Annotated in this window: 17 protein-coding genes; 3 read left to right on the top strand and 14 right to left on the bottom strand. The window is 55.2% G+C overall.

Going from position 1 to position 15912, the window contains the following annotated elements; all coding sequences use genetic code 11:
* Nucleotides 1–55 precede the first annotated feature (55 nt).
* Nucleotides 56–1720, top strand: coding sequence for a flagellar hook-length control protein FliK (locus tag ABEA92_RS28615; RefSeq protein ID WP_345688813.1), 1665 nt, complete (start codon nucleotides 56–58; stop codon nucleotides 1718–1720).
* 218 nt (nucleotides 1721–1938) lie between these two features.
* On the opposite strand, the gene atpC is transcribed toward ABEA92_RS28615, so the two are convergent.
* The 12 genes from atpC to ABEA92_RS28555 form a co-directional block, all read right to left on the bottom strand.
* Entirely contained in the window at nucleotides 1939–2325 is a 387-nt protein-coding gene (gene atpC / locus ABEA92_RS28610) for an ATP synthase F1 subunit epsilon (protein WP_345688811.1), read from the bottom strand.
* 3 nt (nucleotides 2326–2328) lie between these two features.
* Nucleotides 2329–3777, bottom strand: coding sequence for a F0F1 ATP synthase subunit beta (gene atpD / locus ABEA92_RS28605; protein ID WP_345688809.1), 1449 nt, complete (start codon nucleotides 3775–3777; stop codon nucleotides 2329–2331).
* Between the two features lie 109 nt (nucleotides 3778–3886).
* The gene (gene atpG / locus ABEA92_RS28600) at nucleotides 3887–4774 is read right to left on the bottom strand and encodes an ATP synthase F1 subunit gamma (RefSeq protein ID WP_345688807.1); all 888 of its coding nucleotides are present in this window, start codon (nucleotides 4772–4774) and stop codon (nucleotides 3887–3889) included.
* A 15-nt stretch (nucleotides 4775–4789) separates the two neighbouring features.
* Entirely contained in the window at nucleotides 4790–5005 is a 216-nt protein-coding gene (locus ABEA92_RS28595) for a DUF4870 domain-containing protein (RefSeq protein WP_345688805.1), read from the bottom strand.
* A 23-nt stretch (nucleotides 5006–5028) separates the two neighbouring features.
* Nucleotides 5029–5205, bottom strand: coding sequence for a hypothetical protein (locus tag ABEA92_RS28590; RefSeq protein WP_345688803.1), 177 nt, complete (start codon nucleotides 5203–5205; stop codon nucleotides 5029–5031).
* A gap of 39 nt (nucleotides 5206–5244) precedes the next feature.
* On the bottom strand, nucleotides 5245–6768 hold the full coding sequence (atpA, locus tag ABEA92_RS28585; protein WP_345688801.1) for a F0F1 ATP synthase subunit alpha: 1524 nt from the start codon (nucleotides 6766–6768) through the stop codon (nucleotides 5245–5247).
* A 91-nt stretch (nucleotides 6769–6859) separates the two neighbouring features.
* Nucleotides 6860–7489 (bottom strand): ATP synthase F1 subunit delta, encoded by a 630-nt coding sequence (gene atpH / locus ABEA92_RS28580; protein ID WP_345688799.1) that lies wholly within the window; start codon nucleotides 7487–7489, stop codon nucleotides 6860–6862.
* A gap of 128 nt (nucleotides 7490–7617) precedes the next feature.
* Nucleotides 7618–8367 (bottom strand): F0F1 ATP synthase subunit B, encoded by a 750-nt coding sequence (gene atpF, locus ABEA92_RS28575; RefSeq protein ID WP_345688797.1) that lies wholly within the window; start codon nucleotides 8365–8367, stop codon nucleotides 7618–7620.
* Nucleotides 8368–8393: 26 nt separating this feature from the next.
* A complete protein-coding gene (gene atpE / locus ABEA92_RS28570) occupies nucleotides 8394–8642 on the bottom strand; it encodes an ATP synthase F0 subunit C (RefSeq protein ID WP_008694334.1) in 249 nt (82 codons plus the stop codon).
* A gap of 125 nt (nucleotides 8643–8767) precedes the next feature.
* On the bottom strand, nucleotides 8768–9781 hold the full coding sequence (gene atpB, locus ABEA92_RS28565; protein ID WP_345688795.1) for a F0F1 ATP synthase subunit A: 1014 nt from the start codon (nucleotides 9779–9781) through the stop codon (nucleotides 8768–8770).
* A gap of 56 nt (nucleotides 9782–9837) precedes the next feature.
* The gene (locus ABEA92_RS28560) at nucleotides 9838–10539 is read right to left on the bottom strand and encodes a hypothetical protein (RefSeq protein WP_345688793.1); all 702 of its coding nucleotides are present in this window, start codon (nucleotides 10537–10539) and stop codon (nucleotides 9838–9840) included.
* Nucleotides 10540–10661: 122 nt separating this feature from the next.
* Nucleotides 10662–10973 carry an AtpZ/AtpI family protein gene (locus ABEA92_RS28555; RefSeq protein ID WP_345688791.1) on the bottom strand — a complete coding sequence of 104 codons (312 nt, stop codon included), beginning with the start codon at nucleotides 10971–10973 and terminating at the stop codon, nucleotides 10662–10664.
* A gap of 955 nt (nucleotides 10974–11928) precedes the next feature.
* Between ABEA92_RS28555 and ABEA92_RS28550 the strand changes: the two genes are divergently transcribed.
* On the top strand, nucleotides 11929–13221 hold the full coding sequence (locus ABEA92_RS28550; protein WP_345688789.1) for a DUF4912 domain-containing protein: 1293 nt from the start codon (nucleotides 11929–11931) through the stop codon (nucleotides 13219–13221).
* A gap of 136 nt (nucleotides 13222–13357) precedes the next feature.
* Complete coding sequence (locus ABEA92_RS28545; protein ID WP_345688787.1) at nucleotides 13358–14143, top strand: ThuA domain-containing protein; 786 nt, start codon at nucleotides 13358–13360, stop codon at nucleotides 14141–14143.
* 118 nt (nucleotides 14144–14261) lie between these two features.
* Here the strand turns inward: ABEA92_RS28545 and ABEA92_RS28540 are convergent, their stop codons facing one another.
* Nucleotides 14262–14687 (bottom strand): TadE family protein, encoded by a 426-nt coding sequence (locus ABEA92_RS28540; RefSeq protein ID WP_345688785.1) that lies wholly within the window; start codon nucleotides 14685–14687, stop codon nucleotides 14262–14264.
* Between the two features lie 24 nt (nucleotides 14688–14711).
* Nucleotides 14712–15893, bottom strand: coding sequence for a TadG family pilus assembly protein (locus ABEA92_RS28535; RefSeq protein WP_345688783.1), 1182 nt, complete (start codon nucleotides 15891–15893; stop codon nucleotides 14712–14714).
* Between the last annotated feature and the right edge of the window lie 19 nt (nucleotides 15894–15912).

The raw sequence follows: 15912 nt of genomic DNA, 5'->3' as shown, positions 1-15912 counted from the left end.
TTTTTGCTAGCGATTTCTCTAGCGGCGCCCGTTCGCTACTAGGGAGGCCTCGAAAATGAGCGAGTCGCAAGCGACATCCGGCACCGCCGCCTTACGCAGTTCCACGCAAAGTCGGTTGCGTTCATTCGGCACCCAGCTGCAATCGATTGATCCATCCAATGGCATCATTGACGCTTTTGCAGACGTGTTTGCTCAAATCTCGGCGATTGAATCACCGCAGAGCGAGAAAAGTGTTTCCGCGCCGCAGCAGCAGTCACCCTCGGCGTCCGAATCATCTTCGCAATCCGAGCAGGATGATGACGCCGCTGCGATCGATTCCCACGACGTCGACGATGCAGAGGCCCCGACCGAAGAATCCGCAGCCGAGTTGCCAACGGTCGCGACCACCGCTGTGTCTGATACTGACGAAGCCACCGAATCCGAAGCCGACGATGAAGAGACGGCCGAAGAAGACCGCATCGTTGCCGAGTCTGATGCCGATGACAACGCCACTGCCAATGACGCAGCCGTGTTAGCCGCCGCGACCGTCCAAACCAATACCGAGGACAACGACCTCGGCGATGAGACGTCGGCCAGCCAAACCACCGAGCTTGAAACCAAGGTAATCACTGCCTCGACAGAGCAAGACTCGTCCAAACAAACCTCTTCGCAATCGCAAACCGAAACGTCGACTGACCCGCTCGCTCCGGTTTCAAAAATGGACACCGATACTGAGGACGCGAGCGACGAGTCCTCGACCGCTGCTGACACGGTATCGGCCGACGTGACCTCGGAAACCGAAACCAATTCGAGCGATCATCAACGCGATTCACGGCATCGCCGCCGCGATCATTTTGGTCCCGTAGGCGGTGGTGATCGAGCAAACGGTAATCAAACCAGCGGCGGTCAAGCCGACCCAGCGTCGGTCGCTCGCAACGGGCAAACGAATTCCGTCAACGCGTCCGCCACGGCCACTCTGCCGATCCCCGATTTTGTGCAGCCGCCGGAAACCGTATCGGCCGTCACCGCAAACGTATCGACCGCCGTCCAACAAGCGGTCGAAGCGATCACGAGTTCGGCGGCAGCAGCGAGTGCGGGTGCCGCTCGGATGACTGCCAATGCAAACTCATCGTCGGCGACGTCAAGCAGCAGTGCGACGGGAAACAACAGCGGAGCCATCGGCGGTTCGAGTGCCACCCCATCAGCGGACGACGCGACAACCCAACGCACCGATAAAAGCGGCACCTCGTCGACGACCGATTTGATTTCGCGTGCCAAATTGATCCAACGTGTCAGCCGCGCCTTCCAACATCTCGGCCCCGACGGTGGCAACGTTCGGTTGCGTTTGGCGCCTGCCGAGTTGGGTACGGTCCGCTTGGAAATGCAGATCAAATCAAACAAGATACAAACGCGAGTGGTCGCCGAAACCGAAGCGGCCGCTGCGGCGCTTCGCGAGAACCTGCCTGAACTGCGAGCACGGCTGCAATCGCAAGGGATGCAGATCGAGCAATTGTCGGTCGAAGTCGAGAAAGACCCGCAATCGGGCGAGCGTTCCTTTAGCGGGCACCAATCCGGGGCAGAGCAGGGCGGGGCAGGGTACTCGTCGGGTGATCGTTGGCAATCACCTCGCCAATCGTCTCGACCACGCCCCACACGCGATCACAGCGCCTCGGCAGTGGATAACCAGACGACCACGCCGCAGATCGCATCGCAACGCAGCGGTGTGGATGTGAAGCTGTAGAAGGCTGTTGTCTCCGAGCCGAAAGTCTTGACGACTTGTTGATTTAGTCGTACGACGGACCTCCGAGTCCGTCGAATACACCATTGACGGACTCGGAGGTCCACCATACGCCCCTTGCCGCAGGAAACTTCACTAAATCAATAAGCCGTTGGCGACTTTCGCTACTGCCGGCGTCACCGCCGCTCCCAGCGTTGCTGGGCGGGGTGAACGATGACAACCTATCGCGAGGCTCGCAGCAGACCGCGGGCACGGCGAACGGCCGTTTCTTTGATCTCGGCTTCTTGAACCGTTGACGAGGGCATTTCGAGCGCTTCGTTGAGCGTCGTTCGCGCCTTCTCGCTATCGAGCAAATCCACCGGCGTCGCACGTGCGGTCAAAATGCTGACCACATCGCCTTCGACTTGGGCAAACCCACCGTCGATAAAGTAACGCTCGGGGCCGGCGGCGGTTTGCAACCGCAGCGTGCCAAATCCGAGTCGCCCGATCATCGGCGCGCGGCCCGTCAGGATCCCTAACTCGCCATCGGCCATCGGTAGCGCCACAAAGTCGGCCTCGCGGTCAAACTCGGTACGCTCGGGCGTGACGACAATACATCGAATGGCCATCGTTTACTTGTTCTCCATCTTCTTAGCCTGAGCTTCGGCTTGCTCGATCGCACCAACGTACATGAACGCACGCTCGGGCAAGTGATCGTAATCGCCGTTGCAGATTCCTTCGAAGCTGCGGATGGTGTCTTCGAGCGAGGTGATTTCACCCTTCTTGCCGGTGAAGACTTCGGCCACGAGGAACGGTTGCGACAAGAATCGCTCGATACGACGAGCACGATGCACGATCATCTTGTCGTCTTCGCTCAATTCGTCGACACCGAGAATCGCGATGATGTCTTGCAATTCGCGGTAACGTTGCAGAATCGTTTGCACGCGACGAGCAATCGCATAGTGACGCTCACCGACGTACTGCGGATCCAAAATACGCGAGTTCGATGCCAACGGGTCGATCGCAGGGTAAATGCCCTTCTCGGAAATCGAACGCTCGAGGTAGATGAACGCGTCCAATTGGCCGAACGCCGTTGCCGGTGCCGGGTCAGTCGGGTCGTCCGCAGGAACGTAAACGGCTTGAACCGAGGTGATCGCACCCTTCTTGGTCGATGTAATCCGCTCTTGCAACGCACCCATTTCAGTCGCCAGTGTCGGTTGGTAACCCACCGCCGAAGGCATACGTCCAAGCAGTGCGGATACTTCCGAACCGGCTTGCGAGAAGCGGAAGATGTTGTCGACGAACAACAGCGTGTCCGCTCCGGTCGAATCACGGAAGAATTCAGCCATCGTCAACGCGGACAATGCAACACGAAGACGCGACCCTGGTGGTTCGTTCATCTGGCCGAACACCATGCAAGTTTGCTCGATGACTTTACGACCGGTTTCGCCGATTTCGGCTTCTTGCATTTCCAACCACAAGTCGGTTCCTTCGCGAGTTCGCTCACCCACGCCGGCGAACACCGAGTAACCGCCGTGGCTACTTGCGATACGAGCAATCAACTCGGTCAAAATAACGGTCTTGCCCAGTCCTGCACCGCCGAACAAACCTGCTTTACCACCACGAACAAACGGGGTCAGCAGGTCGATCACCTTGATACCGGTTTCGAACACTTCGGTGTTCGTCGACAGTTCGGCAATTGGAGGAGCTTGGCGGTGAATTGGCCAGTAATCTTCGGCTTCGACTTCGCCACGGTTATCGATGGGGTTACCGAGTACGTTGAACACGCGGCCGAGGGTTTTGACACCGACAGGAACGGTCACCGGACGGCCCAAGTCGACCACTTCCATGCCACGCATCATGCCGTCGGTACTGCCCAACGCGATCGCACGGACGCGTCCGCCACCGAGGTGTTGTTGGACTTCACCGATCAGATTGATCGTGACCCCTTTGTGCTCGCTCTTGATTTCTACGGCGTTGTAGATCTTAGGAAGCTGCTTCTCAGGGAACTCCGCATCAAAGGTAGAACCAATGACTTGCGTGACTTTACCAACGGCGCCTTGTTCGATTGCGGTGGACATAGCTTGATTTTAGGTATCGAGAGGAAGTTGATGTTTTGGAATTGGCTAGGATCCCTAGCCTGTTGGATCGTTTGCACAAGCGATGGCCGCCGGTGCGGTTTATCTTTACTTACTTGGCGAGTGCTTCGACGCCGCCGATGATTTCCATGATTTCGCCAGTAATCTGGCTCTGACGTGCTCGGTTGTACGTCATCGAAAGCTGCTTGATCATGTCGCCGGCGTTTTCGGTCGCCCCCTTCATCGCGATCATTCGAGCCACTTGCTCGCTGACGGCCGCGTCGAGGAAACACTTGAACAAACGCACTTTGAAGCTGGTCGGAACGACTTCTTCCAAAATGCTCTCGGCGGATGGCAAGAATTCAAATTCGACCGACTTTTCATTCTCGTCGCCTTCGGCGGCTTCTTCGCTACTGAGCGAACCGAGTGGCAGCAGCGTTTCGATCGTGGCGACTTGGCGGCTGGTGCTGATGAACTTGGTGTAAACCACATCCAAGCGATCAATCTTGCCAGTCACGTATTCGGTGAGATATTGGTCGGCGATCTTTTCGACTTCGTCATAAGCCGGCTGATCTTCAAAACCCAAGTATGCATTGTCGACCAAGGTTTTGCGGAACTTCAATCCGTTGACGCCTCGTTTACCGCTGGCGTCCACCGCCACTTTGTCAATCGTATCGCGAAGTTCGCGAATCCGTGGCATCGCGGTTCGCAGCACGTTGCCGTTGTAACCACCACACAAACCACGATTGCTGGTCAGCACCAAAACGCGTGCTTTGTCGGGGTTATCGCGGGGTTCGAGCAGTGGATGTTTGACATCCAAACCGGCTGCGGCCAACCGTTTGACGATCTTGGTGATTTGATCGGTATAGGCGGTTGCCGCCTGGGCACGGTCCATTGCCTTCTTGTAACGCGCGGTCGCAATCAACTCCATCGTTCGCGTGATTTTGCGAATATTGCGAATCGACTTGCGTCGTTTATCGAGTGCTCGTGCGTTGGCCATAAGATGAGGCGATCGTTACTGGAACAAACGGAAGTTAAACGGGTATTGGTAAGGTCGACCGTCGCGTACGGCCAGTGCGGCAATGATTCCGAAAACGATTTGTAGCACCACGGGTACAAAAATAATCGGAAGCAGGGCACCACAACTGGCAAACGCCAGGACACCACAAACCACACTCAGAATCAGCAACGTGATCTGAAAATTGAGTGCTTCTTTGGCCTGCAGCTCCACAAACGGTGACTTGTCTTTTTGGGTTAAAAAATAATCAAAGGGCCGACAAACCCGATCAAACCGCCCCCTAGAATCCCGGCACATCCGGATAGATGTGCAATCAATGCTAAATTTCGGTCTTCGTTGCTGGGGGTGAAATCAGGAGGTTCAATCGGCGAGGGTTCGTAACTCGATTCGGGCGGCTGGAATGGGTTGTTCATAACACTTTCCTTGTTCCGGCCACCCCGAACGCAGAGGCACTACACTTCCACTTCGACAGGCTTGTAGCCGGATTTGAATTCTTTGATGACGGCAATGATCGACTCCGTGATCTCGTCGGTCAGGTCACCCTTTTCTTCCAAATCGCTCAGCACTTTGCCGTGCTTGTCGTGGACATATTGGATGAAGTCCTTTTCCCACTGTGGGACCGACTTGATCGGTACATCGTCCAAATAGCCACGGGTTCCTGCGAACAAACTAATCACTTGCTCGGTCACCGACATCGGTTGGTACTGAGGCTGCTTGAGCAGCTCGACCATGCGATATCCGCGATCCAATTGGCTTTGTGTGTCGGCGTCCAGGTCCGTACCGAGTTGGGCGAATGCTTCCAAGGCACGAAACGCTGCCAAGTCGAGGCGCAAACCACCGGCAACTTTTTTCATCGCCTTGATCTGAGCCGCTCCACCCACGCGAGACACCGAAATACCGGCGTTCATCGCAGGACGAATCCCAGCAAAGAACAAGTCGGGTTGCAGGTAGATTTGACCGTCGGTAATCGAAATCACGTTTGTCGGAATGTAAGCCGAAACTTCGCCTTCGAGCGTTTCAATGATCGGCAAACTGGTGATCGAACCGCCACCAAGTTCGTCCGACAATTTCGCCGAACGCTCAAGCAAACGACTGTGACAGTAGAAAACGTCCCCGGGGTAAGCTTCGCGGCCTGGCGGACGACGCATCAACAAACTCATTTGACGATAGGCCGTCGCTTGCTTGCTCAAGTCATCGTAGACAACAAGGGCGTGGCCGCCGTTGAACATGAAGTGCTCGGCCATCGCGGTTCCGGCGTACGGAGCGATGTACTGAAGCGGGGCAGGCGAGCTTGCTCCCGAAGCGATCACACAGGTGTATTCCATCGCCCCTTTTTGCTGCAGCACTTCGACGATCGAAGCAACCGCCGAGTCCTTTTGGCCGACCGCGATGTAGAAACACATCACGCCTTTGCCTTTTTGGTTGATGATCGCGTCGATCGCGATTGCGGTCTTTCCGGTTTTACGGTCACCAATGATCAATTCACGTTGACCACGTCCGATCGGAGTCATCGCGTCGATCGCTTTGACACCGGTCTGCATCGGCTCGGTTACCGGTTGACGCTCGGAAACGCCCGTCGCGATGATTTCCACGGGACGAGTGACGTCGGTTTGCACGGGGCCTTTGCCGTCCAGGGGGTTACCCAGTGGATCGAGCACGCGGCCCATCACGGCGTCGCCGGCGGGAACCGACAACAGCGTGCCGAGTGCTTTGACCTCGTCGCCTTCTTCGATCGTCAGGTAGTCACCAAGAATGATGACCCCGACGGAGTTTTCTTCGAGGTTGAACGCTAGCCCGATCGCACCGTTGGGGAACTCGACCATTTCACCGGCCATGACACCCGACAAACCGTAGACGCGAGCGATACCGTCGCCCACCTCCAACACGGTGCCGACTTCACGAACATCAATCTTACTGTCGAATTGCTCGATCTCTTGTTGCAAGACCGATGCGATTTCATCGCTACTAAATTTCATGGGTAACGCTAATCAATCGATAGGGGCGTCTGAATTGGAATTTTTATACGAGGGGAATCCGCCGATGAACAAGTCACAGGCGAGATTGAAATCAAGTCTTGTCCTGCACGAATTCATCGAATCGCTTCAACAATTGACTCGAGAATCCAGCCTTGGCCTTCTTTTGCATCTTGTCGATTCGGTTGACGACACTGCTGTCGTAAACCGTATCGCCGATGCGGATGACCATCCCGCCGATCAAGTCGGGGTCAACCGTTTCTTTCAAGCGAACTTCGCGATGAAGCAGTGCAGAAAGCCGCTCGGCAATCTGGCTTCGCATGGCATCTTCAAGCGGGACCGCGGTACGCACGGTGGCAACCAAGCGACCGAGCATTTCGTCCAACTGGGTTTCCGAGGCACGACGAACCGCGGCGACGTAACCCAAACGGTCACGACTCGCCATCACCTTCAAAAACTTGATCAAGATCGGGTGAAATTCATCACCAAAAATCCGATCAAGCACCCGGCACTTTTCATCGGCATCGATTCGCGGTGAAGCGAACGAAGCGGCTAACTGAGGGCTTTGCGAAAGGTATTCGTCGACCATCCGGCCCAACTGCTGGACGACCTGGTCCGCGACACCTTCTTTTTGCGCCGCAGCGATCAGGGCTCGCGCGTAAGTAGTGCCCAATTGCTCGGCGCCGGTATCGAGAACCGTGTCGTGTTTGGGAGCTTCGGTCATGGGTTGTCAGGGCGTGATGGAAACGCGTTGAAAGGGCGGAAAAATCTGTTAAATAAACCGATCCACGTCCGTGGTTCTGGTTCCACAAGCACGCGGTAAGAGCCGAAGCACCTACCGCGAGCCCATCCTTAGTTATTACTTGGAAGTCGATCAAGCGATTGACGAATCAAATCAGCATGGTCCTCGGGACGAAGCTCGCGGCCCACCACCGACTTGGCAACCTGCATCGCCATGTCCGAGGTTTGACCAGCCAAATCGGCCAAGGCCACCTTCTTTGCGGTCTCGATATCAGCGATCGCACGATCACGCGTCCGCTCGGCTTCCGCCTTCGCATCAGCAACAATTCGCTGACCGTTGGCTTCGGCATCGCGACGCGCTTCGGCCAACATGCCTTGCACTTGGCTTGCCGCTTCGTCGAGTTTGGTTTGGTAGTCACTCAACAACGACCGCGCCTCGGCGTTGATACGCTCGGCATTTTCGAGGTCACCATTGATTTTGTCTTCGCGAGCCTTCAACCCATTCAAAATGGGAGGCCAAACGAACTTGGACAAAATGGCAAGCACCCCAAGAAAGATCGCGATGTTACAGACCGCCGAACCAATGTCGAATGACAACAACGGCGGCGTGTGCGCGTCGTCGTGCCCATCTTCGTCATGGTCGCCTGCTGCTGCGGGATGATCGTGATCACCCACAACCACTTCCTCGTCGAGAACGTCCGCGTCCGCAGCGACCAAGAGCACCGCGTGATCCGTTTCGGATGCTTCGGTCGCGACTTCGGGTTTCGCTTTTTCGTCGGCATAGCTAACCGCAGGCGACACACCAAGCGTGGCCGCTGCGACGAACCCTAGCACCGATAAACGAGTCAATTTTAAAACCATCGTTTCAACTTTTGCCAAAGGCGGATTTAGCCAAGGATCAACATCAGAATCAAAGCAATCACGGTTGCACCTTCGATCAGTGCCGCCGAGATCAGCATCTGGGTGCTGATCGTTCCGCTCGCTTCGGGTTGGCGAGCGATTGCGTCAACCGCTGCACTACCGATGCGGCCAATGCCGAGGCCAGCGCCGAGAATGACAAGGCCCATTCCGATACCGACACCCATCTTGCCGACGTTAAGAGCTTCCTGGGCCAAAACAAGCGCGAAATCAAACATCTTTCATAAACTCCTGAGCTAATTCTCGAACGGGAAATGCCTGCGACCGTGAACTTGGACGCCGACAGTTTTTGGTTAAAGGGTCAAACAATTTTTAGTGAATCAAAAGCGGGATCGACGGCTCACTATTCGTGAACCAATGGCCCCAGTCGTTTTGGATCGATCAACTTGTCGATGTCCATCTGGCTTTCGTCGCTAAACGGATGCTCTTCTTCGTGATGGTCGTCATGATGAACTGCTGTCATCGCGATGAACAAGACCGTCAAGAAGGTGAAGATAAACGCTTGCAGAAAACAGATGAACAACTCAAGCAAGGTCAGCACGATGCCGCCGCCGATCACCGACAACTCAACACCGTAGCCAAGTGCATGTGAAAACTCAGCAGCGGTAAAGACGAGGCCCACGAACGCGGCGATCACCAAGTGGCCTGCCATCATCGTTCCAAAAAGCCGCATCGCAAGTACCACACACTTAATAATCAATCCAATCCACTCGAGTGCGTAGAGCGGGATGCCGATCAACAGCATCTTGGGGTCGTCCCAACCAATCGGATTGAAGTGTAGAAAGAACGTTTTCGCGCCGGTTTCACGGATCCCGATGAACAAAATCGCAATGAAACTGCCCAACGCCAAAACCGCATTCAAGGACAAGTTTCCAGTCGCCGTTCCGCCCCAATGTGAAAACGCAGTGTTGCCGGTAAACGATTGCATGATGTAGCCAATCGGAACCAACCCAATCACATTGCAGAACAGGATGAAAAAGAAGATCGTCCAGATGTAGTAGATGTATTTGTCGGTCAAATGACCTAGGTTCGGCCGAGCGACTTCGTCACGAATGAACGAACACATCGTCTCGAACAACTGAGCCACGCGACCACGCGTCTTGAAGGCTTCGAGTCCCTGCCCCTTCGCACGCACTCGGCTTGCGACATAGGCAAAAACCAACACCACCGTCACGGCCCCCACCACACTCATCATCAAGTGGTTGGTGATGAAAAAGTCGTAACGCCCATCAAAAATATTCAGCGCCGGAATATCGCCTTCGCCCACCGGCACGCTCACGATCGGATTCTCGTGCAACGGATGCGGCAGCACATGCGTTATCGGGCTGTGGTCGGTAGAAGCAACAAGCAATGGCATCAGGTAAATCGTTATTGAGCTACAGATTTGAATTTAGTGAACACGATCCGCAATCGTTAGGCTTCCCACACGCCCAAAGGCCGCGAGTGCAAAGCATCGGAAGGGTGCAAACGCACCAATGAAGAGCAGGGTAATTCAGACGAGTCGATTGAATGCGATGAATACCCCTCTGCCTTCAACGGCAAACCTGCCTTCACGGGCAAAACACTGGCTGACAAACTCGCATCCGTGCTGGTGGTAGCTTTCTCATTTCGCTGCTGCGAAGAAACTCGATTCTGCTTGAATGCGAGCACTCCGACTTCGACCAAGGTCAAATAGGCGTACCAACCAATCGTAAAACCAGCCACCCACTGACTGGATTCGGCCAATTGATACCGGCAGAACAAAAACAGTGCAACCGTCCCAAATAACCGAAAGATCATTCCCATCCCCGAAGCCAACACAAAATCACCAAACGGATCCGATGATGAACCTGAATCCGCGTGATTCGCAGTGCTTCGGGAAGCAATTCGCGACTTCACTTCTTTGGCCCAACGCAAACAAAGCCCGGGCAACATCGACGCTAATGCAATCATGCCGCTTGCGACAGCGACAAAAAACACATCGCCTGCACGATCCGCATCACGAACCAGCGTCACCGCCATCGCAATCACGGCCGCCACCAACCATGCTGCAACCACCCAACCCAACGTCTGCCGATACAGATCGGAAACGCAGGCAGAACTTGGCGATCGTCGAGTTGAAGTAAGGATCGTCACGTGTTTTTTAAAAGTTTACTCAAAAGCGAAGCCAACTTCGCTTCCAATATACGGTCATCAGTATTGGCGGGGTGGCACGAACTGACCGGATTACGAAAACCCGGGTGATTTAACTCATCAGCTTACGATCGGAACGAGGATGCTTTGACGATAAATCGCGTCATCGCTAACCCGAACCCAACCATCGTGCTCAGCGCGGTCGCATACATTTGGTCGTGGTTTCGCCAGGCATCGATCCAATAACCCACACCGGCGAACAAAAGTGTTATTCCAGCGAGCTCCATCCCGAGACCGGCAAACCGAAACCACACCGCGCCCCCTTTTGCGTCATTTTTCGCAACGGGTCCGGATGCGACCTCTACCTTGTCGGCCATCCCATCCTTGTGGGTTGACTCGTCATCGGGATCGGAAGGGCTTTTCTCTGGATTCACCATCGGGAGGATTCTCCAATTGGCCTGAACCGCTTCGCGTGACGACGTCTTCGTCGGTGTTGCTAAAATCGCCTGTTCGCGACTTTGCGTTAACTCGACGTGCACAGTGTGACTAACGAATCGCGAACCACCAGAGGCAGCGACGGATCGCCGCACCTAAAAATGTTGACCAAGCATGACTCGCACGTACGGAACTCGCGGCCATCGAGAAGCGCAAGAGGCAAGATGACGGCAACGAGGATCGCTTGCTGGCAATTCGTCTCATATTGCGACAAACGTAGCCCGACATCGCCACGACACGCTCTCGAAACAGGCCCCCGCAAGCCAGGGCAGGGCGCAATCCCGCACCCCCCGTCATCAGAATCGCATCATAGCGGCCGATGGGACGGCAAAAACCGAGCGAACAATAGGAAACCCAGGCAACATGGGAAAGGCGTCGCAAATACGACTGCTTCAACAATTGTCCCAATAATCCTTAGGAAAACGCAATTTCCGGCCACGATTCGGATTCTTTTGTCACTCTGCATCTAGAACTTGGGCCATCCCCTTGCCATAATGTTTCAGGGGATGATTGTCCCATTGTGGCCGGATAGGCCTGCGTCAAATGGTATTCGAAACCCGAATAAAAATCGGTTTCCAGAAGCCACAGAGACGCCCTGCAGTGGTAAAACATCCACACGCGTGACGTGAATCGCATTTTGAGACAGACCTAACTGTTGTCAGGGTCGCGGTTTTCGAAGCGAGTGTTTAAATGTCGACGGCAATGAGACAAGCGGTTCGGTTGCCCGAGACAAGAAAAGTGGAAGCGGCGCAGGAAGCGGCAAAGGAAACGACAGACTTACGGTGTCGACGGCAGCCACCCGCAAAAGGGTGGAGCAAAGCTAGTCGTGGTCAAAATCAATTATGAATTAGCTCTGTCCATTGATTTGCGACAGGGTTCACAGCTTGGAGATGCAGGGTGATTAAAACGGCAGACCTTAAAGCGCAAACACGACGAGAATTGGCCGAGCTAGCCAAAACCTATGGTGTATCGGGCTGGCACAGCATGCGAAAGGACGACCTTGTTACTGAAATATCAAAGGTACAACGCAAGCTGAGACGAAAATCGGACAGCGCGAAGTCCACGGCGTCAAAAACCGCCGCATCAAAGAAATCATCGACCTCCTCTCGAGCGTCGAGCACCAGTTCTGCGAAATCCAAATCAAAAGCGTCCGCCCCCATGAGCAAAGGGGCCCAAATTGCCGCCGCTCGTGCTCGTGCCGCTGCCGTCAGCGCCCAACGCTGTGCCGAAGCACTGGACCAAAAAGAGCAGAAGGAACGGGTTTCCGCCAAAACCGCTCGCATCCGCGCCCAAATGCGTCGCCGCCGTGAAACCCTCGATCGCCATCGCGACATCTCCACCGGCACCCTTGTCGGCGGCTCTGCGGTGACCAACGGAGCTTCGCGAACAAGAAACGGCGAACCTCACCAAGACCGCGTCGTGCTGCTGGTACGTGATTCGTATTGGCTGCAAGCCAATTGGGAAATCACGCGATCAAGCGTCCAGCGAGCCGAATCGGCGATGGCCGAGCGATGGCACACCGCCAAACCGATCCTGCGACTGTTGGCGGTGGGCGATGCGTCGAGCAATCAAGCCGAAAGCGTGGCCCGCGACATCCCGATCCACGGCGGTGTGAACAATTGGTACATCGATGTTGACGAGCCACCATCGCGATTCCGAGTCATCATCGGTTACCTCGCTGATTTTGGCGAGTTCTACACGATCTGCCGCAGCAATGTCGTCGAGACCCCACGTCCGGGCGAATGCGAACGACTCGACGAACACTGGAACGACATTGCCGAAGACTATGAACGAATCTACTCGCTCAGCGGTGGTTACGATCAAGACGCGGGCGACCTCAAAGACGTATTCGAAGAACGTCTGCATCGCCCGATGCCTAGCCGGGGCGATCAAGGACAAACCGTGGCGGACCCCAGTTTGCTGCGACAAACGAAGCTGCCGTTCAAAGTCGATGCTGAACTGATCGTGTTCGGAAAGACAACGTCCAACGCATCGGTGAGTATCGCCGGTCGCCCTGTGAAATTGCAAAGCGATGGATCGTTTACGGTCCGCATGGAATTGCCCGACAAACGCCAAGTGTTGCCCGTGACTTGCGAAAGCCGCGATGGACTGAGACAGCGCACCACGGTGATCGCGGTCGAGCGGAACACGAAAGTGATGGAAACGGTCGAAATCGACGACCGCTTCTAGCAAGCCGACGACCGCCTTGCGGATTCACTTCCATTTCAACTCTCTGCCCAGGACGGATTTCCCAATCCGTCCTGTTTTTTTGTCGATACCCTCACCACTCAACGATCCCCCCCACCACTCAACTGGAGCCGCTGCCTTGAAACCTCTGTCCGCCTTGAAACCTCTGTCCCTTTTGCTGACCGCCTGCTTCGCCTTTCAAATGATGGCTGTCCCTGTTCGAAGCAGCGCTGAGCAGCCTGCCACGAAACCATCGATCAAGGTGCTGCTGATCACCGGTGGCTGCTGCCATGATTACGATTTCCAAACCAAGGCGATGCAGATGGCGTTCAAGGAACGCGGCGTCGCCGTGAACTGGACCGTGGTGAATGACGGCGGCAATGGAACCAGCGCCGAAATCGATCTCTACAAAAACCCCAAGTGGGCCGAGGGCTTTGACGTGGTGATCCACAACGAATGCTTTGCCGCGACCACCAATCCCGAGTACATCCGCAGCATCACTCGGTCGCATCATAAAGGGGCCAACGCCGTGGTGATTCACTGTGCGATGCACACTTACCGCGACGCCAAGATCGATGATTGGCGAGAATTCTTGGGTGTGACCAGCCGCCGACATGAACACCAAAGCCACTACACGGTGAACGTGGCCGCTCAGAACCACGCCATCATGAAGGGCTATCCCGATGGCCACAAAACAGCAATGGATGAGCTGTACGTGATTGAAAAACAGTGGCCAAACATGACGGTGTTGGCCACCAGCAAAAGCGAAAAGACAGACCAATCACATCCCGTTTTCTGGACCAACCAATACGGCAAGGCTCGTGTTTTCGGCACCACCTATGGTCACTCGAACGAGACGTTCGAAGACGCCGTTTATCTGGACACAATCGTCAAAGGCACGCTGTGGGCCGCGGGAAAGCTGTGAGCCGACACGATTGCATCGGCGAAATTTGAGAGCTGACGTTGATTGAAAAAGTAGCCACGTTCGCCAGAACGTGGTCCACCGTCTGGCGACGGTAGCCACATCGACGGGTAAAAATTCGCTAGTTTGTACTCTCTCGCCGCATCGATGACTCGGCGACGATTTGGGTGGCATCGAGATTCAAGAACCCAGGAACCCAAGTGATCGACGAAATATCGATCGCGATACGCACGGTCACGATGCCGCCGGACGTGGCCGTTTCGATCGATGACGGGACGGTTTCGACCGTCGCATCCTGGATCCCCATCAAAGCGAGCTCGTCGTTAACTCGCTCAACGACTTCGCTGGTGGTGGCGGCGGGACGCACCGCGATTCGCGCCCCTTCGCGACTCGCATGCGTTGCGGTTTGCTTGACCAACATCATTCGCCCGAGCTCGACCAAACCAAACGTAAAGGCGATCATTAGCGGTGCGACCAAGGCGAACTCGACAGCGGATGCCGCCATCCTTGTCGCCTTTTTCTTTGGCCGATTCATTCTGTGAATCATGATTCTAGCTTTCTTGGATAAATATTACTGAACCAGCATCACGGGGGTGACTAGATATGAACTTTGGGAAGTGCCCGAGTTATCGATGATCGCGTGTCGGGCGACCGCCTTGGCTGGCTGGACCACCACTCGCTTCTCCGACATTTTCCCGGTCAACTTGACCTCCAAGATTCGCACACCTTCGAATTTCACGATCGTGTACATCGCATTGTTTCCGTTGCCCGTCACGGTGGTGTAAATCGGGATGATGCGAACCTCGCCAATGATCGATGCCAACTCGTCTTTGACTCCAGCGCTGATCCCGGTATCGCCGTTGAGCTTCAATTCACCTTTGGAGTCGAACTTGAGTGGTTTCCCCAAATCGATGAAATCTTGCTTAGAGATTCCGTGCAGGATTTGGCGTGACAAATCTTTGGTACTGTTGTTGCTGCCACCGATGTCGACCGTTCCTCGGTTGCCCGGTGCTCCGGTGCCTTGAGGATAAAGGTTGGTTTCACAAAACCCGTCGGAACCGGAATGCACCGAACCACTGCTATACGAAAAACTGTCGTCGGTTAACCCTGAACACATGGCAACCCAGCTCGGCAGATCGAGTGCAAACGGCAAAATGTCGATTGTCTCGTCGTGGGTGTCAGGCTCGTTGAATCCCGAGATGGCATTGAACATCGCGGCGGTTGCCGTGGTGCTTAGCGATTGACTTTGCCGGCCTGTTACGTCGCCAAAAAATAGCGGCAATTCACCATTGCCACCCGTTTGCAGTCGCAGCGTCACTCGCGCGGCGTTGTAAGTCGACGGATCCGATGTGCTCCACGATTGATCGGGCGAATAGGTGCCAAGCTCGACATCGCCCGAAGAGAACTCTGGGGCTTGCTGCCCGACCGAGTTTCGGGTGGCGATGCTGTTGGCAGCTTGTCGGGCACTAGACTGCATCACACTTTCGGAGGCTCCCGAATTTTGCTGATCGAACAGTTCCCAGCATGCGGCCATCGCTGACGCATCAGCCGATCGCTGCATCTCGGCTTCGGCCACGCGGATATGCCCCAGATCGATCGTGACGGCCATCAATGCCACGAGGCTGACTGTCAAAATCAGACCGAATACGGCCGCAGCCCCACGACGTTTGCGGGCTGGCATGCGACGTCGATTTACCGGCACATCCCCATCGCATGGAACGTGACTGAGTTGTTTTACGTTTAGATTTTTCATTGAACGTGATCCTGAAGAC

It is taken from the genome of Novipirellula caenicola (genome assembly GCF_039545035.1).
GTDB lineage: Bacteria > Planctomycetota > Planctomycetia > Pirellulales > Pirellulaceae > Novipirellula > Novipirellula caenicola.
The sequence above is the reverse complement of the archived record's forward strand: the minus strand, read 5'-3'. Positions and strand labels throughout refer to the sequence as shown.

What these genes read in the sequence shown, in the direction of transcription:
- atpH (WP_345688799.1), bottom strand. Translation starts at nt 7,489, where the DNA reads ATGACCGAAGCTCCCAAACACGACACGGTTCTCGATACCGGCGCCGAG.
- atpD (WP_345688809.1), bottom strand. Translation starts at nt 3,777, where the DNA reads ATGTCCACCGCAATCGAACAAGGCGCCGTTGGTAAAGTCACGCAAGTC.
- atpF (WP_345688797.1), bottom strand. Translation starts at nt 8,367, where the DNA reads ATGGTTTTAAAATTGACTCGTTTATCGGTGCTAGGGTTCGTCGCAGCG.
- atpC (WP_345688811.1), bottom strand. Translation starts at nt 2,325, where the DNA reads ATGGCCATTCGATGTATTGTCGTCACGCCCGAGCGTACCGAGTTTGAC.
- ABEA92_RS28540 (WP_345688785.1), bottom strand. Translation starts at nt 14,687, where the DNA reads ATGATTCACAGAATGAATCGGCCAAAGAAAAAGGCGACAAGGATGGCG.
- atpG (WP_345688807.1), bottom strand. Translation starts at nt 4,774, where the DNA reads ATGGCCAACGCACGAGCACTCGATAAACGACGCAAGTCGATTCGCAAT.
- atpB (WP_345688795.1), bottom strand. Translation starts at nt 9,781, where the DNA reads ATGCCATTGCTTGTTGCTTCTACCGACCACAGCCCGATAACGCATGTG.
- atpA (WP_345688801.1), bottom strand. Translation starts at nt 6,768, where the DNA reads ATGAAATTTAGTAGCGATGAAATCGCATCGGTCTTGCAACAAGAGATC.
- atpE (WP_008694334.1), bottom strand. Translation starts at nt 8,642, where the DNA reads ATGTTTGATTTCGCGCTTGTTTTGGCCCAGGAAGCTCTTAACGTCGGC.
- ABEA92_RS28555 (WP_345688791.1), bottom strand. Translation starts at nt 10,973, where the DNA reads ATGGTGAATCCAGAGAAAAGCCCTTCCGATCCCGATGACGAGTCAACC.
- ABEA92_RS28535 (WP_345688783.1), bottom strand. Translation starts at nt 15,893, where the DNA reads ATGAAAAATCTAAACGTAAAACAACTCAGTCACGTTCCATGCGATGGG.
- ABEA92_RS28615 (WP_345688813.1), top strand. Translation starts at nt 56, where the DNA reads ATGAGCGAGTCGCAAGCGACATCCGGCACCGCCGCCTTACGCAGTTCC.
- ABEA92_RS28590 (WP_345688803.1), bottom strand. Translation starts at nt 5,205, where the DNA reads ATGAACAACCCATTCCAGCCGCCCGAATCGAGTTACGAACCCTCGCCG.